Source organism: Staphylococcus sp. EG-SA-17, assembly GCF_017151845.1.
GTDB lineage: Bacteria > Bacillota > Bacilli > Staphylococcales > Staphylococcaceae > Staphylococcus > Staphylococcus aureus.
The window spans coordinates 137,122-164,121 of sequence record NZ_JACVZO010000001.1 but is presented as its reverse complement, the minus strand read 5'-3'; the positions used below and the strand labels follow the sequence as shown (position 1 = coordinate 164,121).

At 31.5% G+C, this 27,000-nt stretch carries 25 protein-coding genes; 8 read left to right on the top strand and 17 right to left on the bottom strand.

The window, feature by feature from the left end; all coding sequences use genetic code 11:
* Positions 1 to 357 precede the first annotated feature (357 nt).
* The 13 genes from IDG65_RS00825 to IDG65_RS00765 all read right to left on the bottom strand — a co-directional run bounded on the left by IDG65_RS00825 (position 358) and on the right by IDG65_RS00765 (position 15,818).
* Entirely contained in the window at positions 358 to 900 is a 543-nt protein-coding gene (locus tag IDG65_RS00825) for a 5' nucleotidase, NT5C type (protein WP_000197261.1), read from the bottom strand.
* A gap of 160 nt (positions 901 to 1,060) precedes the next feature.
* The gene (hisC, locus tag IDG65_RS00820; protein WP_000663028.1) at positions 1,061 to 2,116 is read right to left on the bottom strand and encodes a histidinol-phosphate transaminase; all 1,056 of its coding nucleotides are present in this window, start codon (positions 2,114 to 2,116) and stop codon (positions 1,061 to 1,063) included.
* A 239-nt stretch (positions 2,117 to 2,355) separates the two neighbouring features.
* The gene (locus IDG65_RS00815; RefSeq protein WP_061385072.1) at positions 2,356 to 3,870 is read right to left on the bottom strand and encodes an ABC transporter permease/substrate-binding protein; all 1,515 of its coding nucleotides are present in this window, start codon (positions 3,868 to 3,870) and stop codon (positions 2,356 to 2,358) included.
* Positions 3,863 to 4,840 (bottom strand): ABC transporter ATP-binding protein, encoded by a 978-nt coding sequence (locus IDG65_RS00810; RefSeq protein WP_000589260.1) that lies wholly within the window; start codon positions 4,838 to 4,840, stop codon positions 3,863 to 3,865. The genes IDG65_RS00815 and IDG65_RS00810 overlap by 8 nt, the downstream gene beginning before the upstream one ends.
* A gap of 220 nt (positions 4,841 to 5,060) precedes the next feature.
* A complete protein-coding gene (recQ, locus tag IDG65_RS00805) occupies positions 5,061 to 6,842 on the bottom strand; it encodes a DNA helicase RecQ (RefSeq protein WP_000983669.1) in 1,782 nt (593 codons plus the stop codon).
* A gap of 11 nt (positions 6,843 to 6,853) precedes the next feature.
* On the bottom strand, positions 6,854 to 8,737 hold the full coding sequence (locus IDG65_RS00800) for an ABC-F family ATP-binding cassette domain-containing protein (RefSeq protein ID WP_075583675.1): 1,884 nt from the start codon (positions 8,735 to 8,737) through the stop codon (positions 6,854 to 6,856).
* Positions 8,738 to 9,007: 270 nt separating this feature from the next.
* Positions 9,008 to 10,948: a polyglycerol-phosphate lipoteichoic acid synthase LtaS gene (gene ltaS, locus IDG65_RS00795; protein ID WP_000098285.1), complete on the bottom strand. Its 1,941-nt coding sequence runs from the start codon at positions 10,946 to 10,948 to the stop codon at positions 9,008 to 9,010.
* 473 nt (positions 10,949 to 11,421) lie between these two features.
* Complete coding sequence (locus IDG65_RS00790; RefSeq protein ID WP_000022320.1) at positions 11,422 to 12,426, bottom strand: 5-oxoprolinase subunit C family protein; 1,005 nt, start codon at positions 12,424 to 12,426, stop codon at positions 11,422 to 11,424.
* Positions 12,410 to 13,120: a 5-oxoprolinase subunit B family protein gene (locus tag IDG65_RS00785; protein WP_000708692.1), complete on the bottom strand. Its 711-nt coding sequence runs from the start codon at positions 13,118 to 13,120 to the stop codon at positions 12,410 to 12,412. Before IDG65_RS00785 ends, IDG65_RS00790 begins: the two co-directional genes overlap by 17 nt.
* An 89-nt stretch (positions 13,121 to 13,209) precedes the next feature.
* On the bottom strand, positions 13,210 to 13,416 hold the full coding sequence (locus IDG65_RS00780; RefSeq protein WP_001790169.1) for a hypothetical protein: 207 nt from the start codon (positions 13,414 to 13,416) through the stop codon (positions 13,210 to 13,212).
* 65 nt (positions 13,417 to 13,481) lie between these two features.
* Positions 13,482 to 14,090, bottom strand: coding sequence for an aminotransferase class IV (locus tag IDG65_RS00775; protein ID WP_001175772.1), 609 nt, complete (start codon positions 14,088 to 14,090; stop codon positions 13,482 to 13,484).
* A complete protein-coding gene (gene pabB / locus IDG65_RS00770; protein ID WP_001217795.1) occupies positions 14,090 to 15,241 on the bottom strand; it encodes an aminodeoxychorismate synthase component I in 1,152 nt (383 codons plus the stop codon). The genes IDG65_RS00775 and pabB overlap by 1 nt, the downstream gene beginning before the upstream one ends.
* Entirely contained in the window at positions 15,225 to 15,818 is a 594-nt protein-coding gene (locus tag IDG65_RS00765) for an anthranilate synthase component II (RefSeq protein WP_000604513.1), read from the bottom strand. Before IDG65_RS00765 ends, pabB begins: the two co-directional genes overlap by 17 nt.
* A gap of 350 nt (positions 15,819 to 16,168) precedes the next feature.
* Between IDG65_RS00765 and queC the strand changes: the two genes are divergently transcribed.
* The 8 genes from queC to saeS all read left to right on the top strand — a co-directional run bounded on the left by queC (position 16,169) and on the right by saeS (position 21,910).
* Complete coding sequence (queC, locus tag IDG65_RS00760; RefSeq protein WP_000446724.1) at positions 16,169 to 16,837, top strand: 7-cyano-7-deazaguanine synthase QueC; 669 nt, start codon at positions 16,169 to 16,171, stop codon at positions 16,835 to 16,837.
* Position 16,838: 1 nt separating this feature from the next.
* Positions 16,839 to 17,258, top strand: a complete 420-nt coding sequence (gene queD / locus IDG65_RS00755) for a 6-carboxytetrahydropterin synthase QueD (protein ID WP_000941336.1) — start codon at positions 16,839 to 16,841, stop codon at positions 17,256 to 17,258.
* Between the two features lie 3 nt (positions 17,259 to 17,261).
* The gene (queE, locus tag IDG65_RS00750; protein ID WP_001062973.1) at positions 17,262 to 17,975 is read left to right on the top strand and encodes a 7-carboxy-7-deazaguanine synthase QueE; all 714 of its coding nucleotides are present in this window, start codon (positions 17,262 to 17,264) and stop codon (positions 17,973 to 17,975) included.
* Between the two features lie 98 nt (positions 17,976 to 18,073).
* A complete protein-coding gene (locus tag IDG65_RS00745; RefSeq protein ID WP_000637680.1) occupies positions 18,074 to 18,658 on the top strand; it encodes a hypothetical protein in 585 nt (194 codons plus the stop codon).
* 279 nt (positions 18,659 to 18,937) lie between these two features.
* Positions 18,938 to 19,378, top strand: a complete 441-nt coding sequence (locus tag IDG65_RS00740; protein WP_001093556.1) for a DM13 domain-containing protein — start codon at positions 18,938 to 18,940, stop codon at positions 19,376 to 19,378.
* 342 nt (positions 19,379 to 19,720) lie between these two features.
* On the top strand, positions 19,721 to 20,194 hold the full coding sequence (locus tag IDG65_RS00735; protein ID WP_001037805.1) for a DoxX family membrane protein: 474 nt from the start codon (positions 19,721 to 19,723) through the stop codon (positions 20,192 to 20,194).
* Positions 20,169 to 20,855, top strand: a complete 687-nt coding sequence (gene saeR, locus IDG65_RS00730; protein ID WP_000149344.1) for a response regulator transcription factor SaeR — start codon at positions 20,169 to 20,171, stop codon at positions 20,853 to 20,855. Before IDG65_RS00735 ends, saeR begins: the two co-directional genes overlap by 26 nt.
* Positions 20,855 to 21,910 (top strand): two-component system sensor histidine kinase SaeS, encoded by a 1,056-nt coding sequence (saeS, locus tag IDG65_RS00725; protein WP_000244415.1) that lies wholly within the window; start codon positions 20,855 to 20,857, stop codon positions 21,908 to 21,910. The genes saeR and saeS overlap by 1 nt, the downstream gene beginning before the upstream one ends.
* Positions 21,911 to 21,981: 71 nt before the next feature.
* Here saeS and csbB read toward each other — a convergent pair whose 3' ends face one another.
* The 4 genes from csbB to nagA all read right to left on the bottom strand — a co-directional run bounded on the left by csbB (position 21,982) and on the right by nagA (position 26,909).
* Positions 21,982 to 22,965: a lipoteichoic acid-specific glycosylation protein CsbB gene (csbB, locus tag IDG65_RS00720; RefSeq protein ID WP_000702790.1), complete on the bottom strand. Its 984-nt coding sequence runs from the start codon at positions 22,963 to 22,965 to the stop codon at positions 21,982 to 21,984.
* Between the two features lie 131 nt (positions 22,966 to 23,096).
* Positions 23,097 to 23,936 (bottom strand): aldo/keto reductase, encoded by an 840-nt coding sequence (locus IDG65_RS00715; RefSeq protein WP_000931242.1) that lies wholly within the window; start codon positions 23,934 to 23,936, stop codon positions 23,097 to 23,099.
* A 221-nt stretch (positions 23,937 to 24,157) separates the two neighbouring features.
* Entirely contained in the window at positions 24,158 to 25,507 is a 1,350-nt protein-coding gene (locus tag IDG65_RS00710) for a hemolysin family protein (protein ID WP_000450258.1), read from the bottom strand.
* Positions 25,508 to 25,727: 220 nt separating this feature from the next.
* Positions 25,728 to 26,909 carry an N-acetylglucosamine-6-phosphate deacetylase gene (gene nagA, locus IDG65_RS00705; protein ID WP_001292252.1) on the bottom strand — a complete coding sequence of 394 codons (1,182 nt, stop codon included), beginning with the start codon at positions 26,907 to 26,909 and terminating at the stop codon, positions 25,728 to 25,730.
* Positions 26,910 to 27,000 lie beyond the last annotated feature (91 nt).

Genomic DNA, 27,000 nt, shown 5'->3' with positions numbered 1-27,000 from the left:
GTTTAGAGTGTAATCATAAGATTCAACGCACCTTATATTCGTTTTTATTAGCTTTAAGCTATTACCCTGTTTCAAAAACAGACATATAATTTTGGCGCATGCCACTAAAATGATTGATGTTGTATTTTAAATCATAGTGGTTTATGCGCCTTTTTCAAATCCTATAAAAAATCGGATGACGTGTAATCTGCCATAGATTTACACATTCATCCGATTTATAATAATGAGATAGACTAACATTTATTGAGAGCGGGACGGAAATGATATTTTCGCAAAATTTATTTCGTCGTCCAGTCCCAACTTCATAATAGTATATCCATCATCTTTGCTACATAAAATGCTTCAAGTGATATATTTTTATTTCTCAATATTATCTAAAAAATACTGTTCTACATCTTTCCAACCATTTACGCGTTCAAATCGATCATCATTAATATTATGCACTGCTGTAAACATAATCGGTGTACCAGTAAAAATTTCAAGCTGTCTAGGATTGTCATCTATTAAATAATCAGCTTTAACAATGTTTTTTCTACCACAAAAAACAAAATGCTGTGGATCTAAGAATGGAAAGAACTCTAGTAACCATTCATATTTATCACTAAATGATGTTGGTACATCCATTGCTGCTGTAGCAATATATACATCATAATGTTCAGTTAATTTTTTTACAACTTCTTGTGCATGCGGCATCACTTTAAGATGTCTGAAGAAGCCTGGTTCTCTCAATACTTCTGTAATTAATCCATCATGTTCAGGAATAACATGTTTAAGTTTTTGACCATTCAAAGCTTCCATTTTAATACCTAAATCCGCTCTAAAATTGACAGCATCAATGATTTCTCCTAATGTATCTGCCAATACTTCATCCATATCAATCGCGATTGATTTACGGGTCATTTTAATCTTCTCCTCAAAATATCAGTATTAATTCAGTATAGCAAAAAAGCAATTGATACAAAACAATATCATCTATTGTTGCTTTTTACAATAAATGCTCTCACCTCATAATTCACACTGCATTTTGGCACATATTCATACCATGTGGTGCCCTTTTCTATTAGTATTTAAAGTTTGATAAAACTTCTAGCATTTTATCATTTTGTTCTTTAAAACCAATTGTAATTCTAACACCAGTTGGAAATGGTCGCGTAATACACCCTACATTTAAAAGCGCTTCATAAAGTTCATTTACCCGCTTTGTTTTTACAAATATAAAATTCGTTTGACTTGGTAAGAAATGCTCACTTTGAGGTAATTGATAAAATCTTTCGCGTTCAACACTATTTTTATGTGTTACCTCTTTTAAATATTGTTGATCTTCAAGTGCTGCAACTGCTGCGTATTCAGATATACGTGTCACATTAAATGGTGGTCTAATGATGTTCCATTTTTCAATCGCATGTTCACTTGCTACCACATATCCTACACGTAAACCCGCTAATCCATACGCCTTTGAAAATGTACGTAATAAGAAAGCATTGTCATATTTTTGTTGCAAAGCAAGTGTATCCGGGTAGTCCTCTGCTGTCACAAATTCAAAATAAGCTTCATCTATAATTACTGGTACATGTGGAGGTACTTGAGATAAAAACGAATCTAAGCTCTCATGATTAAAATATGTACCTGTAGGATTATTTGGATTACATAACCATACCAATGACGTATCTTCATTAACTTCTTTTAAAATACCTTCTAAATCGAAGCCACCATCTTTTAAAGGTACTTGTATCACATTAGCTGATTCAACAATCGCATTGTGATAATATTGACCGAATGTCGCTTCACTTGTAACAATAGTATCCCCTGGCGTTAATACAGCTCTAGAAATCATTAATATAACTTCATCTAATCCCGCACCAAATAAAATGCGTGATTGATCTACATTTAAATGTTTACTAATCGCCGCTTTTAATGTCGGTGATCCTGTTTCAGGATAATAATATAACTCATCTAAGTGTGCTGATATCGCTTCTTTAACTTTTGGCGATGGTCCATACAAATTTTCATTTGATGCAAGTTTATATAAATCTCCTTCAATGCCATACTTTTCTTTCAATGCCCTTGGAGATAAACCAGGCTGATATGCTGATAGTTGATTAAGTTGTTCTTTCATAATAAAAACAACCTCCTTAGAATTAACTGAAATTTTAAAAAACTTATATTCATTATATCGCTCTATGTTTCTAAAATGCAATGCTACTATTTTCATACATTACTAATGTAAATAGTAATTAGCATAACAAATTCAATTATTAATATTGTATGTTTAAATTGTACATAAACATAGATGTAAATATAGCAACGCCACATAAGATATAATGGCGTGCCCCTCATCTTATGTGGCGTTGGTCGTTATTTGATTAACCCTTTTGCTTTTAAATAATCTTTCGCAACTGTATATGGGTCTTCATTTTTAACTGTTACTTTATAGTTCATCACTTGCATATCTTCATCAGATATTTTGTTTTCTAATTTGTTTAACGGTTTCTTAATTTCTGGATGTTTCTTTAAAAAGCTTTCTTTAAATAATGGTGCTCCTTGATATGGTGGAAATACGTGCTTATCATCTTTTAACACAACCATATCATATTGTTTTAATTCAGCGTCAGTTGAATATGCATCTATTAAATTAATATTACCTTTATTGATCGCTTGATATCTCAACTTAGGTTCCATTGTACGTATGTTATCTAAATTTAAATTATAAGCCTTTTGAACAGCTTTGTAACCATCTGGACGATCATTAAATTCCAATGTAAATCCTGGTTTAAGTTGATCTTTAACCTTATTTAAATCACCAATTGTACGTATATTATATTGTTTAGCAAAATCACGTTTTACAGCTAAAGCATACGTATTGTTATACTTCATTGGTTTTAACATAGTCATTTGATATTTCTTTTCAAGACTTTGCTTAGCTTGTTCATAAACTTTTTTCTCTTCTTTTGACTTCAATGGTTCTTTTGTTAATTCACCTAAAACTGTTCCAGTAAACTCTAAATACCCATCTATATCATCAGATTTTAAAGCATTAAATAAAAATGCTGTTTTCCCCATACCATCTTTCACTTCTACAGTATTTTTGGTCTCTTCTTCTATTAAAATTTTATACATATTTGTAATAATCGAAGGCTCGGAGCCAAGCTTTCCAGCTAACGTAATTTTATCACCTTTTTGTGCAAACATAGGAATAGCGATAGCCAGTATAATAATCATCACTATAACACCTAACGTCATCAATAACTTTTTATAAGATAATTTAGCCATAAATCTTAAAATTAAATCAAATATAATTGCCAATAAGGCTGCTGGAATTGCACCTAATAATATCAATGATGCATTGTTACGGTCTATACCTAATAAAATTAAATCTCCTAGTCCGCCTGCACCAATTAATGCTGCTAGTGTTGCTGTACCTATAATTAATACCATAGCCGTTCTTACACCAGCCATTATAACAGGCATTGCTATCGGAAGTTCGACTTTAGTTAAACGTCTAAATGGTTTCATACCTATACCTTTAGCCGCTTCAATGAGTGATGGATCAACTTCTTTAATTCCAGTATACGTATTCCTTAAAATTGGTAACAACGCATACACTACAAGTGCGATAATTGCTGGCACACGACCGATACCAAATAAAGGAATCATTAAACCTAATAATGCCAACGATGGTATGGTTTGAAGAATTGCCGCAATATTCATTACGATTTCAGATATCGTTTTAGTCTTCGTTAATAAAATACCTAATGGTACCGCAATAGCAGTTGCAATCAATAATGCGATAAATGATATTTGAATATGTTCTATCATTGTCGAAAAGAGTTGTCCCTTACGTTCACTCAATATGTCGAAAAAGTTAGTCATGTTGAGCTACCTCCTTTTTCTGGGACAAATATTTGAAGATATCTTTCCTATCAATAACATATTGACCTACGCTATCTTCTTGCATGACAATGACACGCTCGCTCTCTGATAAAAGTTGATACAATACTTCAATTGGTTGATTGTCATAAACAATTGGATAAGCGCTCATAGATGTAACCTCATCGATTGGTTTCATAATATCCAAGTCACGGATAATTGCGTTCTCTTCAACACATGGCGCATCATCTTCTAAATGACTACCCATAAATTGTTTAACAAATTCACTTTGAGGATTATTTTTAAATCCTTCTGGTGTGTCAATTTGTTCAATATGCCCTTCATTCAAAAGACAAATCTTATCACCAAGTTTCATCGCCTCTTGAATATCATGTGTAACAAATATGATTGTCTTCTTAATTTTAGTTTGTAATTCAATTAAATCATCTTGAAGTTTTTCTCGGCTGATTGGGTCTAATGCACTAAACGGTTCATCCATTAAAATAACTGGTGGATCAGCTGCTAACGCACGTATAACTCCTACACGTTGTCGTTGCCCCCCTGACAATTCATCAGGTTTTCTGTTTTTATATTTTTCAGGTTCTAATCCAACCATTTCAAGTAATTCATCTACTCTTTTATCTATATCTTTTTCTTTCCACTTTTTCATTTGTGGCACTTGTGCAATATTTTCTTTGATTGTCATATGTGGGAATAATGCAATCTGCTGCAATACGTATCCAATATCCCAACGCATTTCGTATACTGGATAATCACTTATTGGTTTATCTTTAAAGTAAATATAACCTTCACTTAAGTGAATGAGTCGATTAATCATTTTTAATGTCGTAGTTTTTCCACAACCTGAAGGTCCAATGAGCACAAAAAATTCACCCTCATTAATATTGAAACTAATGTTATCGACAGCAACATGTTTGCCATAACGCTTAGTTACATTTTTAAACTTAATCACTTTGCCACCTCTTTTTTTCTCATAGCATAAAACCGAGATTATATGTATGTATTCCCTATTTAACCACGTTTATTACAATTTTCAAATTTAAATGATTTATCCTTGAACTTTTTTAACAAAATAATGAATAATAGGTAATCTCCAGTTAAGAAATAGTGTTATTTTACTTTGAATTCAAAAAACACCCAGTAAAACAAGGAATGTTTACTAGGTGCCTTCACTATACTTTGGCTTTATAATTTTGAATCGTTTCTAAAAATGCTGGACAATAATGTTTTAATTTGTAACTACCTACGCCATCAATATTAATCATATCTTGTTTCGAAGCAGGCTTACGTTTAGCAAATTCCTCTAGCGTGTAATCAGAAAATATACTTACAGGTGCTATCGTTAATTTGTCACTTAACTTTTTACGAACTTCTACCAACTGACTGAATAATGCTCGGTCAACCCCTTCAACCGTATTTATAAATACTTTTTCAGTCGCTTTTTGCTTAAATGGTGTTGTGAATACTTCTACTTCATTACTGAGTAATTTTTTAATTGAAGTATCACACATTAATATTTCATCATTTTCATTTAAGAACCCTTTGAATCTTAATTCATCTATTAAGTGACTTAATTCTGATGTTGTGTAACCTTTCATTAAACCATGGGTTGAAATTTGGTCATAACCTTTATACTTAATATAATCTGTTGACTCTCCTCTTAATACTTGGATGATAACACTATAACTCTCTTGTTGTTTCATACGAGCGATGCAACTAATAATCATCTTAGCTTCTTGTGTCATATTATATGATTTATCTTGTTGAACACAATTACTACATTGTTCACATTCTTCTAATTTTTCATTCGGTTCAAAATAATGGACAATTGTTGCTTCTAAACATTTTTTTGTTTTTGTATATTGAATCATTTTAGTTAACTTTTCACCCATTTTATCTTTATAGTCATCATCAGCTTGAGAGACTGTTATAAAATACTCGTGTAAATTGATATCGCGTTCGCTAAATAACAAAATACATTCACTTTTCAACCCGTCACGACCTGCACGACCCGCTTCTTGATAATAAGATTCTAAATCTCCAGGCATATTATAATGAATAACAAAGCGTACATTGGATTTATCAATACCCATACCAAAAGCATTTGTAGCAACGACTACTTTAACACGATCAAATAAGAAATCATTCTGCGCTTCTTCTCTTTCTTTATTGCTCAAACCTGCATGATATATAACACTTTCAATGTTCTGGCTTTCTAAGGCTTCTTGAAGCTCTTCAACTTGCTTACGTGTAGAACAATAAATAATACCTGCATCTTCATCGTGTGTTTTAATATAATCCAATATAAATTTTTGACGTTGATAAGTAGGATTTACTTTAAAAATTAAGTTTCTACGCTTAGTACTCGTTTTAATTTGATCAGTTTGAGCGATATTTAACTTTTCTCTAATATCTTGCTGTACTTCAACTGTTGCAGTTGCTGTCAATGCAATAATTGTAAAATCTTGTGGTAACATAAACACTTTTGAAATAACATTTTGGTAACTCGGCCTGAAATCATGTCCCCATTTAGATATACAATGCGCTTCATCAAACGCCACTAAATGAATCTTGATACGTTGAAGCAAATTTAAAAAATATCGATTTTCAAATCGTTCTGGTGCAACATATAAAAATTGAATATTCCCACTTGTTAATTCTTTTTCAATATGTTGTTGTTCTTTTTGAGTCAAACTACTGTTTAAAAAAGCAGCTTGAATCCCCATTGCCTTTAATTGATCCACTTGATCTTTCATTAATGAAATTAGTGGACTTATAACAATCGTTGTACCACCTAACAATAAACCTGGTACTTGATAGCATATAGACTTACCCCCACCAGTTGGTAAGACACCAAGCACATTACGATGGTCTAATACTTTGCTAATAATTTCTTCTTGTCCTGGTCGAAACGTTTCATACCCAAAGTAATGCGATAATGTTTGTTGCATCATAAATTGACCCCTTATTGTTGTTCTTTAATTTCTTCTAACTCACTCCATCTTGTGATGTCTAAATCATATTGAATTTCAAGTTGTTCTTTTTCTTCGTTTAATTCTTTAATTTTCCCATAATCTGCACTTGCCTCAATCATGAGCACATCAATTTCTTCCATTCTTACTTCCGATTGTTCTATACGTTTCATCAATTGTTCATATTCTAATTTTTCTTTATATGATAACCCATTTTTCTTACGTACAGTTGTAGAAGATTTAGATTGTTGCTTCAATGTGGATTTATTTTTATCTAATGATTTTTTATAACTTTCATAATCTTCAAAAGTTCCGATAATCTTTTCCATCTGACCATCATGAATAAACCAATATGACTGTGCAACTTTATTTAAGAAGTAACGATCATGGCTTACGGTAATCACTGTACCACCGAAAGTATGAATATAATCTTCAAGTATTGTTAAAGTCTCAGTATCTAAATCATTTGTCGGTTCATCTAACAACAGAACATTTGGCTGGTGTACGAGTAGACGTAATAAATACAAACGCTTTTGCTCTCCACCAGATAATTTATAAACTTTTTTACCATGAGTTGCACTTGGAAATAAAAATCGTTCAAGAAGTTGTGTAATAGATACCGAGGTTCCATCTTTTTCTTTTGCAATCTCACTTTCTTCTCTTAAATAATCTATCATACGAATATCTCTATCCAAGGTCTCATCTGTTTGCTTAAAATAAGCTATTTTAACCGTCTGCCCAGTCTTCAATTTACCTTCGAATTGTTGGTCTTCTCCACTCAAAATATTTAAGAGTGTTGTTTTACCAGCTCCATTTGGACCAACAACACCAATACGCTCACCTTTTTGAATAATTTCCGTTAGATGTTCAAATAATACTTTATCATTAATAGCCTTTGATAAGTCTTCTAATTCGAACACTTGCTTACCTAATCTTGAATAAGCAAGATTCAATTCACCTTTATCGTCTTTATATTGCTGGTTAACTTCATTTTCTAGGTCATTAAATCGATTAATTCTAGCTTGTTGCTTTGTAGTACGAGCCTTAGCTCCAGCCCTCATCCAAGCAAGTTCTTCCTTATATAAAGCTCGTTGCTTTTGTTGTTGCTTTTGAAGTGTTACTTCTCTTTCAGCGCGCATTTCAATATAAGATTCATAGTTACCAGGATATGACGCTAACTTACCTCTGTTTAGTTCAATAATTCTAGTGGAAACTTCATTTAAAAAATATCGATCATGGGTTACGAATAAAACTGTATGAGGATATTGCTTCACATAATTGATCAACCAGCTGATTGATTCGAAGTCTAAATGGTTCGTAGGTTCATCTAATAACAATAAATCTGGTTGTTCTATTAATGTTTTAGCAAGTACAACACGTTTTTGTTGTCCGCCGGATAATTCTTTAATGTATTTAGTAGTATCATGTATACCTAGTTTTGAGAGGATTGTTTTAATTTCAGCGTTATAGTCCCAAGCATCATGTTGATCCATAGCATCTTGCGCATCCATCATTCGCTTGAACAATTTATCACTTTGGTCATCCGCATAAGCTTGTACTGCCTGCTCATATTGCTTGATGATGCGTAAAGTTGTTGTATCAGAACTTAATACTGCATCAAAAACAGTCATATCTTCATTAAGATCCTGTTTCTGAGACGAATAACGAATTCGATATTGATTTGGATGCATAACATTGGCTGTAAAATCATCATCAATACCACCAATTACTTTTAACAATGTACTTTTCCCTGTACCATTTATGCCTACTAAACCTATTTTTTCACCTTCTGAAATTGATAAATCTAGATTATCGAATATAATCTTATCGGCATAAGATTTATTTAAATGTTCAATTTTATATGCTTCCATACCCATCTTCCTTCTTCTGTTGAAATCTCTACGTACTTAAATCAGTTCTATACATTATACACCTTTTTGAAATCAAAAGAAATCGATACTGTTAAGTGTCATAATTTAATAAATTGTTGCTTCAACTATAAATAAAATTTGATAAGGCTTTGATGACTATGCTAATGATCTTTATAATATACCTTTTTATCAACACATATAATGTAAAACATAATATAAAAGAACATAATAAAAACCCGGATTGATATTTTATCAATCCGAGTTCGTGTTTAAATATTATTTTTTAGAGTTTGCTTTAGGTCCTGTTTCATATTTATACTTCGAAGGATTTACCTTTTTGAAGTCTGGATTTTTGTAGAATCTAAACAAATCACCATTAAGCACGTTGTCACTCATTTCGAGATCCTTTTCAACTTGCTTTTTATTCTTTTCGAAATCAGCTGGTTGAGTAGTTATGAGTTCATTATTTTTATTAGAATAAATCTTACCATTAACATATTTATAATCTTTTGTTATAAAGTCACCATTTCTGAATGGAACTACTTGATTATGACCTTTAGAGAATAAATCAGTACCGAACATTAAATAATTCTTCGTATCTATACCAGCCAAATGTAAAATTGTTGGCATTACATCGACTTGACCAGCATATTCATTATTGATACCACCAGATTTACCAGGGATTTTAATCCAGAAACCAGTTCTGTTTAAATCTGTAAATTTAGCTGGTGTGATTTTTTCACCTAATAGTTTTTCCATGGCATTGTTATGGTTTTCAGAGATACCATAGTGGTCACCATAAATCATAATCACTGAATTGTCATATAATCCTTTTTTCTTCAAGTCATTAATATATTCTTCTAATGCTTCGTCTAAATAACGTGCTGTTTGAATATAACCATCAACTGTTGCATCACCTGTGTTTGACTTCTCAATAGTTGCATCCTTTTCATCTAATGTGAATGGATAGTGGTTAGTCAATGTAATTAAATGAGAATAGAATGGTGATTTCATCTTAGCTTGATAATTAGCAGAATCTTTAAAGAAGATTTTGTCTTTCAAGCCTAAGTTTACAACGTTTTTATCAGACATGTCATAGTATGTTGCATCATAGAATTTATCGATACCAAAGTGTTTATATACTTGGTCTCTGTTCCAGAATGTTTTATAGTCACCGTGCATAACATCAGATTTGTAACCTTGCTTTTGATCTAAAATTGCTGGTAATGACTGATACGTATTATCTCCTTTTAATGAAAAGGCAGAACCTTGCGGTAAGCCGTATAAACTGTTATCCATTGTAAATTCAGAGTCAGATGTTTTACCTTGACCTGTTTGATGGAAAAAGTTAGGGAAATATGTGAATTGCTCTTTCCCACTTGATAATTTGTTTAAAAACGGTGTTACTTCTTTACCATTAACCTTTTTATTAATTAAGAAGGTTTGGAAACTTTCTAAATGAATCTTAATAATATTTTTCTTCTTTGCCACCCCATAATATTCTGGGTTAGGCTCTGTTTGACGTTGCTTCGTATAATTTAATACTTTTGTTAAGTCATCTTCAGATGCTAACGCCTTTTGTTGATTATTTTCGATAGTTTTAACACCATCGTAAACTGTAAAGTTATAAGGCCCTAAATATTTCACTAAATATTTATGGTCAAATGTACGTGTTAATAATTCTGGTCTGTCAGTTTCAGCAAAAGCTAAGTTTAAGAAGAATAATGCTACTGAAGCCGCCATTACGACAGGAACAAATTTCTTACTAAATGCTTTTGTGTCTAACCATTTTGTTTTAAATATTAAAATGAATAAGTAAACTAACGTATCAATGAAATAAACAAAGTCATACCATTTGAATGATGCACTAACCGCACCACCCATAGATTCTACGTTACCTACTTGGTTTAAAGTACTAAACGTTAAAAAATCAGAGAAGAATCTAAAGTACACAACATTGGCATATAATAGGAACGTCAATAAGAAGCCGCCTATGAACATGAACCAAAATGCTTTTTTGCCTTTAAAGAATAGGAACACACTTAAAACCAGTGCTACTAAACTATAAGGATTCATCAATAATATTAAGTTTTGTACTAAACCTTTAACACCTAAAGAAAAATCAACATAATAAGAAAAATACGTCTTCAAGGTAATCGTTATTACGGTTAATAAGAAGAACGCAAAAAGACTAATTTTCTTTTTTTGTGAACTCATGATTCTTTCCCCCGTTATTTAGATAATAAATCTTGCGAAAGTACTTGAATAAATTAGATATTAACATTATGTAGTTAATTAATAAGTGCGTTTAAAAGTTAACATTGTCATAATTATAGTAATTACTTTCAGATTCAAGTTTATAAATTTCATTATTTGTAGCTTTCAACTTTGATTTAACAAGTATTTTGGGCTACAACTCATATTTGCTTGTGTAAGTTTCTTTATTTAATATTATCATTCAATTAACAAATTTAAAATTTGTAATCAAATTGTAATAATAAGCATAGCTCAATTAATAAATATAGAGTAATTTTAGTCAAAATTCAAGTAAAAACACACTTTATCTTTTCATTTTACTGTGAAACGAATTTGAATATGATACATTTCGCAGATAAAACACAGTATTATTTCATTATACATTAGGAGGAAATTATTTGCATCGGACTCGAGTATGAGCTACGTACCAAATATTATTTCATCATTTCTAATTGCATTCTATATTCTATTCCATGGAATAATTGATTTAACCAGTTACTATACTTAACAAGGTTCTTTTCAGCCGTTAAAATATCTATAAATTGAAATTTCAAACGTGATCCTTGCGGTTTTTGTGCTAATTTCGTTAAATGATAACTTGCGATTGTACCGATTTGCGGATAGCTACCTAGCGTATAATGATCATTTAATAAGATAATAGGTGTGCCATCACGCTTAATTTGTATCGTTCCTTTTTTGACAGTCTGATACGGTGGCATATCTTCATAAAAGGCTTTGATTTTTTCACCTTCAAGCATCATCCCCATGCGATTTGCTTTGCTCGTTACTTTATAATCATGTTTCACAAATCTTTGAATGGCATCTTCTTTAAAATCTTCCGTACCTTTATTTTTAATGACATGAAATACATCAGACATATAATTAAATGACAAGGCGTATCCATCAATACCCCAATCTGTTTGTTTCGTGTGAGCAAGGTTTTCAAATAACTTATGATGACGAGCTGTATAATCTCTCTTAAGCTTTATTTCATCGCCATCTTGTAATGTTCTTCCTTTAAAACCACCAATTTTTACATTAAAGTCGGTTGAATTAGATCCTAACCATGCATCTAATTCAAATCCGCCTCCCACAGCTAAATACACTCGCGATGTATAACTTGTTTCTCTAAACTTTAAAACATCGCCTTTATCTAACAAATACAATTTATATGGAGATATAGTCATATGCTCAGTGTATGCTTTGACATTACCCCCTGCTAATGCAATCAGCGTAGGTTCTGTAAAACGAATCTTTGCCATTTTATTAGTCATTTCCAAAGTTGCTTCATTCTTGTCATTAGCAACTAATCGATTAGCAATTTCATGTGCTAAAGTATCAAGTGCACCACATGGAATTACACCATCATGTTCATATCCCCTTCTACCAAAGTCCTGAAAGCTACTGAATAAGCCACTTTTTTCAATTATGATTGACATCTTTAAACGCTCCTACTTCTAATTCATTTTCATTGATAGGTCTAAATTTAATATTATCGCCTAACTTTAAGCGTGCGAAATCTGATTCTTTCGGATTAAAAAGTGATAATGGTGTATAACCAATAACTAACCAATCATTAATTGTATCCGTTGTTACAATACCGCATTTTTTCCCTTCAAGTACTACAGAACCAGCTGGAATGAATTTTTTCTGTTTACTCGTGTGATTAATATACAATTTCTTATTTAATCCAGTTAAATAAGGAAACCCAGGTGAATATCCCATCATCGAAACAAAATATTGCGCCTTAGAATGTAATTCAATAAAAGTTTCTAGCTTGATTTTGTAATGTTTTAAAAGTGATTCTAAATCCGGACCATATTTCGAACCATACACAATTGGTATTTCAATCAAATCTTGCTGGTTAAAATCATGTTTTATGTTTAAATGAATCGATTCTATTAGTGCTTTCATGTATAAAAAAGGTGATTGTATATTATGGTGTTTAATCATATCCCTTGCGTCATAGACAATCATCATGTCTGATTCTGATGGCACAATTTCTATAATAAATGGATAATTTTGTTCAATTAAATATGAGCGAAGTGTTAATAAATCTTCGGTTAAACTTTTAGATACTTCTTTTTCAATTGCGACTACAATGGCTTGGTCACCTTGACTATATATTTTCATTTGTACACCTCTTCAATATTTGGTTACTTTACTTTCATTTTTAATTAATAGAATCGATTGAATAGTTCATTTTATCTACTCAACTAAATTTACTGATGATACATTAAATCCATTGCTCGCACAACAAAAGGCATGAGTTCGTGAATTAATGCATATACAAGGATAAAGCTTATAACAGTAGTAATTGTTGCTATCAAACGAACAACATATATTCTATTTTCAGATAGCAATCGATTCACTAATCGATAATTTACGTATACAAGAATTAACAACAGCACAATATAAACAATAATCATATTTGGCCCCATTTAATTTTTAAATTTGTTTTCACTTCGTTTTCTACATTATTATCATACTAATTTTAAAGGCAAAGGTGGACATCGGCAACCTCTCGTAAACTATTTATCAAAAATAAACGTATCTCATTGTTATGATATTTATAAATCAATTCGTTTTTATTAAAGTCTTTTTCAACAAGTTTGTCACTATCTATTAAATAATCACGCATGCATCCTTTTAAGAAATCATCTTTATAACTTGGTGTGTACCATTTTCCATCCTCTTCAATGACAATGTTGCCAATATCAAATTCAAGGACCTTGCCGTCCTCTGAAGTTAGCAATATTAAATCTGTTTCATGATTGTGTGCTAAATGCTTTCGTTCTGTCGTTTTATTATTTATAAAAGTTGGATTAACTGCTTTGGGCAACACTTGAAATTTTGCTGTAAAACTACTTTTCTCAGGTAAAGGTGACACTATCGTTTCAAATTCGCTTTCAGCATTTAATACGATTTTAAGTCTATATTGGCCACTGTGATACTTTGTTGTTACATCGTTTAATTCATTTCGCCATGCATGTTCATCAAATTTAAAGTTTAATCGCTCAGAAGAACATTTTATGCGATTAGTATGATAAGTAAGTCTAGGGATATGTCCATTATCAATTTTCATTGTTTCAAATAATTGCATTATAACATCTCCAAAATCTTGGTTTTTGCGTAAAATTCATTTACTTCATCTTTTGGCTTAGAATCAATTGTAATACCTGCTCCGACTCCATAAATCGCTTGTCCATATTTATACTCAATAGTACGAATTGGAATATTAAAAATCATTTTATCATCTTCAGTTGGAAGTAATAGTCCAATTGCTCCGCAGTATATACCACGAGGTGAACTTTCTAATTGTTTAATATATTTCATTGTATTCAGTTTCGGTGCACCTGTTATCGAACCACAAGGAAATAACGATGTTAAAATTTGAGTTAAGTCTGTATTATTTTTTAAAGTTCCACTTACCATCGAAGTCATTTGAAATACAGTTTTATATGCCTCAATAAAAAATAGTTTATACACCTTAATTGAGCCACTCTGTGATATTCTCCCTATATCGTTTCTTAGTAAATCAACAATCATGACATTTTCTGCACGATCTTTCGAAGAAGTTTGCAATGTTTTATAATACTGTTGATCTTCAGCTTCCGTTTTTCCTCTAGGCATTGTCCCTTTCATCGGTTTGCTTATGATAACGTTATCGACATTGTTAAATTGTCCTTTTTGAAAAAATAATTCTGGTGAGATAGACGCTACTTGGATTTCATCTGTTTGTAATAACGCAGTATAATTACCATTACTAAATTGAGTTAATCGTTCATATAAAGTACTAATAGGATAATAAATGTTATCTGTTAAGCGCGCCGTATAGTTCACTTGATACGTTTCGCCTTCGACAATTGCTTGTTGGACACGTTTAATATTAGTCATCATAACCTCAGAAGATTCAACAAATGAAAAATGATGCTTTGATACATAAGAAGTTTGATGTTCATATGTTGAATTTATGCTTTCCGCTTTTTCAAAACTATAAGCTACTGCATAAATATCATCTTTAGCTAATGAATGTGTACACATAACATGATTAAAATACTTTGCCGCTTCGTAACTTAAATATAACGAGACATATCTACCTTGTCGTTGCTGCGCTTGTGCAAAGTGTATCACTTCTCCCACATCAGCCAACTTAGTAGCAACATACTTCTTTATAAATCCCTTTAATTGAATATGGTATTGCTTATATTCATTTTCAGTTAAATAGTAGCGATAATTATATTCTATTCTCACAGTAATCACCTACCTTCGATAAAAATAATTCAACTTGTCGATAACCGTATTCACTCAAAATAGATTCAGGATGATATTGCACACCAAAAACCGGAAATCTAATATGCTCAAATGCCATAATAATCGCTGCATCGTTTTTTGCTGTAATCTTTAAGCAATTTGGAAAAGTCGCTCCGTCAGCAATTAATGAATGATAACGCATTACATTGAAATTTTGAGGCAGTCCTTGAAAAATACCTTCATTGGTATGGCGTAACTGTGTAGTATGTCCGTGTACAGGATGATAGCCGTGAATGATATTTCCACCAAAATAAGACACGATACATTGAAATCCTAAACATACACCTAGTATAGGTACACGCTGATAAAATTGTTCTAACACTTCATTCAAGATAGGATAATCATCCGGATTACCCGGCCCAGGTGAAATAACAATTGCTTTTGGCTTCATATTAATGACGTCTTCTATCAGCAGATTATCAATACCAACAACTTGAACTGTTAGTTTCGTTTGAGTCTTAATATAGTCTATTAAATTATATGTAAATGAATCATTATTATCTATGACTAGAATCATTGTATACTCCGTTCTAAATGTGTTTTATTTTTATAATATGTATTGGATGTAGCTAAAACTTTAAAAGCATTGTCATTATCCTGACCTTGATTTTAACTAATATATGGTATATTCTATTCATCGTACATAAATGAATATCAGAGGTTCCTAGCTGAAACCCTCTATAAAAAACTAGACATTGAAATTTCAAACATTCGTTGGTAAACCTTTAATATATATTATAGGAGCAACCCATTTCTTTCGTCTATCTTTTATGGAGATAGGCTTTTTTTATTTTATAAATTAAAAACGGGCTTATCAATGCCATTAACCTCTTTATTAATATTATTAATGATAGGAGCAATTACAAAATGGAAAGTGTATTAAATAATGAAAAAGCCATCGTTGTCTTTAGTGGTGGTCAAGACAGTACAACATGTCTCTTTTATGCAAAAAAACATTTCAAAGAAGTTGAACTCGTAACGTTTAATTATGGCCAAAGACATGATACTGAAATTGAAGTCGCAAAACAAATTGCACAAGATCAAGGAATGAAACATCACGTTTTAGATATGTCATTATTATCACAACTTACTCCAAACGCATTAACACAACATGATATGGAAATTACTAATAATGAAGATGGTATACCTAATACATTTGTTCCAGCTAGAAATTTACTTTTCTTGTCGTTTGCAGGCGCTCTAGCTTATCAAATTGGGGCTAAGCATATTATTACAGGCGTATGTGAAACAGACTTTTCAGGCTACCCAGACTGTCGCGATAGTTTTATAAAATCAATGAACGTAACATTAAGCCTAGCTATGGACAAAGATTTTGTCATTCATACTCCTTTAATGTGGTTAAACAAAGCAGAAACGTGGAAATTAAGTGATGAACTCGAAGTTTTAGATTATATTCGTACAAAAACATTAACATGCTATAACGGTATCATTGGGGATGGCTGTGGTGAATGTCCAGCTTGTCATTTACGTCAACGTGGACTAAATCAATATCTTGAAAGTAAAGGAGCGCTTTAAAATGTTACAACAAATCTATCCTAGTACAACGCATCCATATCAATTCGAATTAAATAAAGATTTTAATTTTTCAGCTGCACATCACATTCCATGTGAAGAAGCAGGTATTTGTCAAAATGTCCATGGTCATACTTACTTTGTTAATTTAACAATTGTCGGTGATAAACTAGATGACACTGGCTTCTTAGTGAACTTTAGCCATTTGAAAAAGATGATACACGGTAAATTTGACCATCAACTGTTAAATAACTTACCTGCTTTTAAAAACAAAATCCCTTCAACTGAAATCGTAGCGGAAACAATTTATCAAATTGTTAAAGAAAATTTGGCATCGCTCGAACACCAACCAAAATGTATTCAAGTATTTGTAAGAGAAACACCAACAAGTTATGTCGTATTTAGACCAAAGGAACAGGTGTAACTAATGGCTAAAATTCCTGTACTCGAAATATTCGGCCCAACCATTCAGGGTGAAGGTCGAGTAATCGGTAGAAAAACGATGTTTGTGAGAACAGCTGGATGTGATTATCGCTGTAGCTGGTGTGATTCTGCATTTACTTGGGATGGTAGTGCTAAAGGCGATATAAAACTCATGACCGCTGAAGAAATTTATGATGAATTAAAACGTATTGGTGGCGATTTATTTAACCACGTTACAATTTCTGGTGGTAACCCAGCATTAATTAAAGGTATCCAAGAGTTAGTTAACTTATTTCAAGATAAAGGTATTTTCAGCGCACTGGAGACACAAGGCAGTAAATTCCAACCTTGGATGACACAAATTGATGATTTAACGATTAGTCCAAAACCACCAAGTTCAACTATGACACCAGATTTAAAAAAGTTAGATGAAGTGATTACACAATGTGTACCTTCCTCATTAAACTTAAAAGTAGTTGTATTCGATGATAAAGATTATGATTTTGCCAAAATGATACACCACCGTTATCCAAATATTCCCTTCTATTTACAAGTTGGTAACCCATATTTATCAGACAGCGTAGATAATCATACCGAAAAGTTGTTAGAACGCTACGAGCAGTTGGTGGATTTAGTTATGCAAAGTAATGATATGAATCACGTTTATGTGTTACCACAACTTCATACATTACTTTGGAGTAATAAAAAAGGTGTATAAAGGATAACTTATTTTACTTTTTACAAGTCATATCTAATGAATAACAATATATTAATTGATATAATAGTTGATTGAAGTATAACGAACAGGAGTCCATCATGATTGTATATATATTAATTAATATTGCTATCGTCATACTTATAACTGGATTCAATTTATATAGGCATCAAATGCAACATTTATCATTAAGTGCAATGTTGTTATCTATTACGATAAACGCCTTTATAAATACATTCATAATTGATAAATATAACTTTATTACTCTGTGTACTATAACAATGTTTATCATTTGGACGATACTACAGTTTTACATTGATAAAAAATTAAAACCTGTATACATTACAGACCAAAAATTTATTGCTATCATATTAACGATTGTTGTCAGTTTAACACAACGTGTTACCGACTTTTCAAGTACACAATCAATATATATGTCTATTCCATTTTTAGCCCCTGCCATTTTCATCATTGGTGGTATTATGTTGTTTATTTCAACATTTAATAACTTAGATGAAACTGCTGAAAATAATAACAAAATAAAGAAACTAATGATTAAAGGACTTATCATTATTAACATTTCATTTATCGTTATGATGGTTTTAACACCATATTGGTACTTGTATTTAATCGTCTATCTTATTTTCTTGTTGTTTTTATTGTGGCAAAAGGTTTATAAATTTTAATACCAAAACTATAAAACACTTCTGATATTCTTAGTTCGATATATCAGAAGTGTTTTATAGTGATAACTAGTTTAGATAAATATTTTCTTACTTAAAAAACCGCCCTCTTCTTATTTTGCCTCCTATTTATTTAAATCAGACAATTATTTTCATTTTCAAATTATTCTTTCTTCAATATTAGTTAAGCGATATTTAAACGAAGTTAAGAATTAGTTAATGGCATATTATTTGCCTTCATTTTAAACTTAACTTATCAAATTGAAGAAATGAGGAGTTAGCATGAATACAAAATATTTTTTAGCAGTTGGTGCTGTTGCCGCTGTATTAACTTTAGGCGCTTGTGGTAATTCTAATTCACAAGATCAAGGTAACAAAACTGAACAAAAAACAAAGTCAGAAGACAGCAATGTTAAAACTGATAAAACAAAACACCTAACAGGTACATTCAGTTCTAAAAACGGTGAAACTGTTGAAGGTAAAGCTGAGATTAAAAATGGTAAATTAATGCTTACTAACTACAAATCATCAAAAGGTCCAGATTTATACGTCTACCTAACAAAAAATGGCGACATTAAAAACGGTAAAGAAATCGCAATGGTTGACTACGATAAAGAAAAACAAACATTTGATCTTAAAAATGTAGATTTAAGCAAATATGATGAAGTAACAATCTATTGTAAAAAAGCTCACGTCATCTTCGGCGGCGCTAAATTAAAATAATCAATTTCTGAGTTAAACTTTTATTTACAACATACTATTACTATACATTACAAATTTTAAAAATATACATTACACTCATTACTCAATGGAAAGCGTATGATTTCACAGCCCCCCCTAGCTTGTAGAAATCATACTTTCCTTTTTTCAATATATATACAACTATTAAATCCCATAAGATTGTAGAGCACATAAGTAAATATTTTTAGAGCTTGAGGTTTGTTTAGCTTAAGCAGCCCATGAGCTCAAACACTTCCTGTTCACATAACACTACAAATCGCATTATGTTGCTTAATCTTATGTTTATATAAATTACACACAATAAATAGAAAGAATGTGAACATCATGAATAAATTATTGCTACTCGTTACATTTATCATTCGTGTGGGTTCAGGTATTGTTATGTTAATGCAAGGCTACGAAAAATTAACGGGCGGATTTACGCTGAAAGGTTTAGTCCCAGTCATAGCTAACAATACTGATTCACCAGAGTGGTATAAGTGGTTTTTCGCAAATATAGTTGCACATACGACGTCATTATTTGATATTATTGTTCCACTTGGAGAGATTGCAATTGGATTAGGTTTAATTTTTGGAGTTTTTGCATATGCTGCTAGTTTCTTTGGAGCCTTTGTTATGATAAATTATATCTTAGCAGATATGATATTTACGTATCCTCTTCAATTAACTTTCTTTATCCTTTTACTAATGAGTCACTCATTGTTAAAACAGATTTCACTTAAAGAAATCATTAATTACTTTAGAGGTCGTAAGAACAGAGGTGAAAAAATAGATGACCCACTTACTGATCGTGGATGATGAACAAGACATTGTAGACATTTGTCAAACCTATTTTGAATATGAAGGTTACAAAGTAACAACGACAACTAGCGGTAAAGAAGCAATTTCTTTACTATCAAATGATATTGATATCATGGTACTTGATATCATGATGCCAGAAGTTAATGGTTACGACATTGTCAAAGAAATGAAAAGGCAAAAATTAGATATCCCCTTTATCTATTTAACTGCCAAAACACAAGAACATGATACCATTTACGCCTTAACTTTAGGTGCAGATGACTATGTCAAAAAACCATTTAGTCCAAGGGAACTCGTTTTACGTATTAATAATTTACTTACAAGAATGAAGAAATACCATCATCAACCAGTTGAACAACTGTCGTTTGATGAATTAACACTTATTAACTTAAGTAAAGTTGTGACTGTAAATGGTCACGAAGTCCCTATGCGTATTAAGGAATTTGAGTTATTGTGGTATTTAGCTTCTAGAGAAAATGAAGTTATTTCTAAATCAGAATTACTTGAAAAAGTTTGGGGATATGACTATTACGAAGATGCTAATACCGTGAATGTCCATATACACCGTATTAGAGAAAAATTAGAAAAAGAGAGCTTTACAACATATACCATCACAACTGTATGGGGATTAGGATATAAATTTGAAAGGAGCCGATAATGGTGTTATCAATTAGAAGTCAAATCATTATTGGCGTCGTATCGAGTATACTATTAACTTCAACTATTTTAGCAATTGCATATATTTTAATGTGGTTTAACGGCCATATGACACTAACTTTGACCTTAACGACAATAATTACAAGCTGTTTAACCTTATTAATATGTAGTATTTTTATTAATCCACTTATACAAAAAATTAAGCAGTTTAATATAAAAACTAAGCAATTTGCTAACGGAAATTACGCAAGCAATGATAAAACGTTTAATTCACCAAAAGAAATTTATGAATTAAATCAATCTTTTAATAAAATGGCTTCTGAAATTACGCAACAAATGAATCAAATTAAATCCGAACAACAAGAAAAAACAGAACTGATTCAAAACTTAGCCCATGATTTAAAAACACCTTTAGCAAGCATTATTTCATATTCTGAAGGACTACGTGATGGTATAATCACAAAGGATCATGAGATTAAAGAGTCATACGACATATTAATTAAACAAGCAAACAGATTATCAACATTATTTGATGATATGACTCATATTATCACTTTAAATACAGGTAAAACATATCCCCCAGAATTAATACAACTAGACCAATTACTTGTATCAATATTGCAACCATATGAGCAACGTATCAAACATGAAAACCGCACATTAGAAGTGAATTTCTGTAGCGAAATTGATGCATTTTATCAATATCGAACGCCACTTGAGCGTATTTTAACAAACTTACTTGATAATGCGCTAAAATTTTCAAATGTTGGTAGTCGCATTGATATTAATATTAGTGAAAACAAAGATCAAGATACTATCGACATTGCTATTAGCGATGAAGGTATTGGCATTATACCAGAACTACAAGAACGTATATTCGAACGTACATTCAGAGTAGAAAACTCTCGTAATACAAAAACGGGTGGTTCTGGATTAGGCTTATATATAGCTAATGAACTCGCGCAACAAAATAACGCAAAAATCAGTGTAAGCAGTGATATAGATGTAGGAACTACGATGACTGTGACATTACACAAATTAGACATTACGTCATAATCCGATTTATTTATAAAATAAAATGCAAAGACTAAAAAGAAGCTCCCATTAATGAGGGCTTCTTTTTTTGTTTATTTAGAATAAACTTTATGGGTATCCTTCTCAGCATTTTCAATACTTGAAAGATTTGTAGCTTGAATAATATATTTAGGACGTGCCTTAACTTCATAATATATCCTGCCAATATATTCACCTACAACACCAATTGAAATTAACTGTATGCCGCCTAATAATAAAATAGCTGCAATCGTTGAAAAATATCCCGGAATATTAACACCAGATATCATAATATTGATGAATAAATAGATAATATATAGAACGCTTATTGAAAAGATAAATAAACCAAGATAAATCATCATTCTCAAAGGTTTACTATTAAAGGAAATCAATCCATCAATACCATAATTAAATAACTTTTTAAATGACCATTTAGATTCACCTTTTTGTCTCTCAACATTTTGATACGTAAACACTTTAGTATTATAGCCTATCCATTCAAATAACCCTTTTGAAAATCGATTATATTCTTCAAGTGATGCAATGGATTTAACAGCTCTTTGGCTTAAAAGTCTAAAATCACCAACACCATCATCAAATTGTACTTCTTCTACAAAGCAATTAACTAACTTATAATACAAATGGCTTAATGTTTTGCGACTAAAATTTTCACCACTTCTATCACGCTTTGCAATCACTTGATCATAGCCTTCCATAAAACCTTCAACCATTTTCGGAATATATTCAGGTGGATGTTGCAAATCACAATCTATCATGATGACTGCATCAAATTCAGTACTATGCTGGTAACCTGCAATCATAGCTGCTTCTTTTCCAAAATTTCTACTAAAAGAAATATAGCTGACATGTCTATCTATTGTGGCAAGATGTTGCATTTCATCTATAGTGGTATCCGTACTACCATCATCTATGAAAAGCATATTATAATCATAGCCTTTCACACTACTATCTTGTGAAAGTATTTCAGTTAATTGTTGATGTGTTTGTGTAATGACTTCCCCTTCATTAAAACAAGGAATGACGACTCTAATTTTCATCTATGTCCATCCTTTTTATTTAAAAGATTTTGAATGTACCTGAGTATTGTTTTATCAAATAGTAAAAACCAACTCATTTATTTTAATGTACACATTAAAAGGCATTCATAAACGTAAAATTTAACATCCAGTTATTTTAAATCCCCAATTTTCACATCATCTGGATCTTTACCTTGTCTTGCATTTCTATTTAAAGCATCAATTTCAGCTACTTCTGTTAATTCTAAATTAAAATCTAAAATATCTATATTTTCTTGAATGCGTTTAGGTGTCTGAGATTTTGGAATAATAATTCTATTGTGTGCTAAATGCCAACGCAATACAACTTGTGCTGGTGTTTTATGATATTTTTCAGCAATTTTAACAATGACAGGGTCGTCTAGTAGTCCTCTATTTCTCATCAAAGGCATCCATGCAGTCACTTTAATATCGTGACGATCACAAAATTCTTGTAATTCTTGTTGGTTAAAATATGGATGTACCTCAATTTGATTCACCATTGGTTTGATACTTGATTGAGCCATTAATTTTTCTAGATGATGAACATTAAAATTACATACACCTATTGCTTTTACCTTACCTTGCTCGTAAAGTTCTTCCATAGCTTTATATGTTTCTAAAAATAGACCATCTGCTTCACAAGGCCAATGTATTAGAAATAAATCAAGATAATTAGTTTGTAAATTTTCAATCGATTTGTTGAAATATTCGAATGTTTTCTCATAACCTTGATAGTCATTCCATAACTTCGTTGTTATAAACAAATCTTCTCTATCGACGCCATTATCCTTTAATGCTCGACCTAGTGAAGCCTCATTATCATAAAAGTATGCAGTATCAAACGCTCTATAGCCTGCGTCAATTGCAGCATTTACAACTTTAGTCATATCTTCGTCAGAGATTTTATAAACACCTAATCCAACTGAAGGCATCGGGTATCCATTATTTAATATTTGTATCTCATTCAACATCTTTATATCTCTCCAATCTATGTATCTTTTATATCTTTACATTACCCTAATTTTTTCAACAAACTCAATTAATACGAATTATCGCTTTCAATAAAAAATATTCATTAAATCATTAAAGATATTAAGTTCCAATACTATTTTCACTTTTCATTAATTTTAGTCAAAAAAATAACCAACCAAAAATGAATTAAATCATTCTTAGTTGGTTTATATATTATTATCTATTCTGATTTTTCATCTTCATCAGACTGTCCGATAGTAGGTCTCGCTTCATTAAACTCATAGTTTAACATCACCCAAATAATTTGGTGGTTATCGATTTCTGAAACAACCCAGCGATCATAAGTTGTATCCACGTAATCATCTTTTTGTAAGTTGGTATTACGAGATTGTAACCATCCACCTATCGTATCAATATCCTCAGAGTCATCAAATTCTATACCGAACTCTTCAGTTAAATCATCCAATAGTACTCTACCATTTACTTGGAATGTCTTATTATCAATTTTAACGATATCATTCACTTCATCATCATCAAATTCATCACGAATTTCCCCAACGATTTCTTCTAAAATATCTTCCATCGTTAAAATACCTGCCGTTCCACCATATTCATCTATAATAAGACTCATATGTACATGTTCACGTTGCATTCTAATTAATGCATCACTGATACGTGTTGTCTCTGAAATCATTGGCAACTCATGTATATAGTTTGCTATTTTAATAGTTTTTCCAGAAGCATATTCAGTTAAAAATTCTTTGACGTTAATAAATCCTTTAATGTGGTCTTTATCACCATCATCAGTAATTGGATAACGCGTAAATTGATGTTCTTTTATTGTTTCTAGTAATTCGTCTACATTAAAAGGTTCATTTAGTGTAATCATTTGAGTTCTAGGTACCATTATATCTTTTGCATGTCTTTCATCGAATGAAAAGATATTTTGCATATACGCCAATTCAGTTTGGTTGATTTCTCCACCATTATAACTATTGTTAATAATAATTTTGATTTCTTCTTCTGACATTGCATCGGTTTGGGCATCAGGATTTACACCAAACATTCTAATAATAACACGTGCAGAACCATTCATCAGCCAAATCAATGGTTTCATAATGTTACCGAAATAGAACAATGGTCTTGCATATACTAAAGCAAGCTTTTCAGTATGTTGAATCGCTATAGATTTAGGCGCTAATTCACCAAGTACTACATGCAAATACGTAACGATTATAAATGATACTGCAAACGAAATCGTCGTCGTTAATGCAGTTGGTAAATTGATTGCTTCAAATATCGGGTGTAATAGCTTTTCAAACGTTGGTTCACCAAGCCAACCTAACCCTAAAGATGTTACTGTTATACCTAACTGACAAGCAGAAAGATAATAATCTAGATTAGCAATCATCTTTTTTACTATTTTAGCAGGTTTATTTCCTTCATCTGCTAGCTGTTCAATTCTTGTTGCTCTAATTTTTACTAATGCAAATTCTGAACCAACAAATACAGTGGTTAATGCAATTAATAGAATAAATATAATCAAACTAATTATGGTCGAAGTTTCCAATTAATTCCCTATTTCTAGGGATTCACCTCCATGTTATATGTGTCACTCATGGGTAACACGCATTCAAATTTATCACTATGACTTAAATTACAACTACATGTTATCGCCTTCCCATTTAGACACCCCCAGAAAAAAATGTTATTGCTTCTATTTTATCATAATATAAAGTGCTTATGTTAACAGATTAAATCTATTGCATACATTTAATTATGATTATCTATTAGCTAAATGTGTGAACCTTACCTTGTTTTATTGTAGATTTTACATTCATGTCATCATCTAGAATAACAAGGTCTGCATCCTTATTTACTTTAATACTACCTTTTCTATCATCGATACCTAATGCAATGGCTTGATTTAAACTTGTTACACGCCATAAATGATCTAATGTATCACCTGTAAATGATATTAAGTTACGTAACCCATGATTCATTTTTAAAATACTACCAGCAAGCGCACCATTTGCAAGACGTGCTTGTTGTGATTGAACAGTTACTTTTTGTCCACCCAAATCATATTCTCCTTCAGGCATACCTTTTGCACGCATTGCATCTGTAATTAAATAAAAACGTTCATTACCTTTCATACGGTAAGCAATTGCAACCGATGCCGGATGAGAATGTGTGCCATCAACAATCATTTCGGTATGTAGAGCATCATTCAACCATGCTACTCCAAAAACACCTGGTTCTCTATGTTGGAATGGCGTCGCTGCATTATATAAATGCGTGACATGTTTAGCTCCTCGCTCAACAGCTTCAACTGCTTCTTCGTATGTTGCCACTGTATGACCAATTGAAAAAATAATGTCATCTTTATACGTTTCAAGCGCTTCTTTTGCACCTTCAACTTCAGGTGCAAACGTCATAATCTTTATTAATCCGTTAGCAGTCTCTTGAAAATGTTTAATTTTATCGATAAATGGACGTACAACGTATTGCGGATGTTGAGCACCAACTTTATTTTCAGATATAAATGGCCCTTCCAAATGTATACCTACAATTTCCGCTGCATTGTGAACATCTTGCTCCGCTTCATATTTAGCAATATTTATAAGTGCATTATCTATTTTATCAGTAGATTGCGTCATTGTAGTGGCCAAGTATGATGTCGTCCCTTCAGACAACAAATTTTCGGATAGATATTTTAAGCCATCGTATGACCCATCCATTGCATCTTGACCATAACCACCATGAATATGTATATCAATAAAACCTGGTAATACATGATGACCTTTAGCATCAATCACTTGAATTTTATTTGTCGTATCATTATCAATTGCTGCTTTATCATTTACTTCTCCAATTGCAACAATCTGTCCATCTTTCACATGAATGTAACCATTATCGATTTTGCCATCTTCAGTATAAACTTTGCCGTTATATATAATTAATTCTGACACGTATAAACCCTTCTTTATTTATAAATTTTCACTTTAAGACACTCATATTTTACTATATCTGCTTCGTTTGGCATAACTTTTTGCAAAATAT

Excerpts from the sequence above, each read along its gene's own strand:
- IDG65_RS00740 (WP_001093556.1), top strand. The coding sequence starts at position 18,938 with ATGAATACAAAATATTTTTTAGCAGTTGGTGCTGTTGCCGCTGTATTA.
- IDG65_RS00775 (WP_001175772.1), bottom strand. The coding sequence starts at position 14,090 with ATGCAATTATTTGAAACAATGAAAATTGATAATGGACATATCCCTAGA.
- csbB (WP_000702790.1), bottom strand. The coding sequence starts at position 22,965 with ATGAAAATTAGAGTCGTCATTCCTTGTTTTAATGAAGGGGAAGTCATT.
- ltaS (WP_000098285.1), bottom strand. The coding sequence starts at position 10,948 with ATGAGTTCACAAAAAAAGAAAATTAGTCTTTTTGCGTTCTTCTTATTA.
- IDG65_RS00800 (WP_075583675.1), bottom strand. The coding sequence starts at position 8,737 with ATGGGTATGGAAGCATATAAAATTGAACATTTAAATAAATCTTATGCC.
- IDG65_RS00780 (WP_001790169.1), bottom strand. The coding sequence starts at position 13,416 with ATGATTATTGTTTATATTGTGCTGTTGTTAATTCTTGTATACGTAAAT.
- IDG65_RS00785 (WP_000708692.1), bottom strand. The coding sequence starts at position 13,120 with ATGAAAATATATAGTCAAGGTGACCAAGCCATTGTAGTCGCAATTGAA.
- saeS (WP_000244415.1), top strand. The coding sequence starts at position 20,855 with ATGGTGTTATCAATTAGAAGTCAAATCATTATTGGCGTCGTATCGAGT.
- saeR (WP_000149344.1), top strand. The coding sequence starts at position 20,169 with ATGACCCACTTACTGATCGTGGATGATGAACAAGACATTGTAGACATT.
- queE (WP_001062973.1), top strand. The coding sequence starts at position 17,262 with ATGGCTAAAATTCCTGTACTCGAAATATTCGGCCCAACCATTCAGGGT.
- IDG65_RS00790 (WP_000022320.1), bottom strand. The coding sequence starts at position 12,426 with ATGTCAATCATAATTGAAAAAAGTGGCTTATTCAGTAGCTTTCAGGAC.
- hisC (WP_000663028.1), bottom strand. The coding sequence starts at position 2,116 with ATGAAAGAACAACTTAATCAACTATCAGCATATCAGCCTGGTTTATCT.
- IDG65_RS00815 (WP_061385072.1), bottom strand. The coding sequence starts at position 3,870 with ATGACTAACTTTTTCGACATATTGAGTGAACGTAAGGGACAACTCTTT.
- recQ (WP_000983669.1), bottom strand. The coding sequence starts at position 6,842 with ATGATGCAACAAACATTATCGCATTACTTTGGGTATGAAACGTTTCGA.
- IDG65_RS00765 (WP_000604513.1), bottom strand. The coding sequence starts at position 15,818 with ATGATTCTAGTCATAGATAATAATGATTCATTTACATATAATTTAATA.
- IDG65_RS00735 (WP_001037805.1), top strand. The coding sequence starts at position 19,721 with ATGAATAAATTATTGCTACTCGTTACATTTATCATTCGTGTGGGTTCA.
- IDG65_RS00715 (WP_000931242.1), bottom strand. The coding sequence starts at position 23,936 with ATGTTGAATGAGATACAAATATTAAATAATGGATACCCGATGCCTTCA.
- IDG65_RS00745 (WP_000637680.1), top strand. The coding sequence starts at position 18,074 with ATGATTGTATATATATTAATTAATATTGCTATCGTCATACTTATAACT.
- queD (WP_000941336.1), top strand. The coding sequence starts at position 16,839 with ATGTTACAACAAATCTATCCTAGTACAACGCATCCATATCAATTCGAA.
- queC (WP_000446724.1), top strand. The coding sequence starts at position 16,169 with ATGGAAAGTGTATTAAATAATGAAAAAGCCATCGTTGTCTTTAGTGGT.
- IDG65_RS00825 (WP_000197261.1), bottom strand. The coding sequence starts at position 900 with ATGACCCGTAAATCAATCGCGATTGATATGGATGAAGTATTGGCAGAT.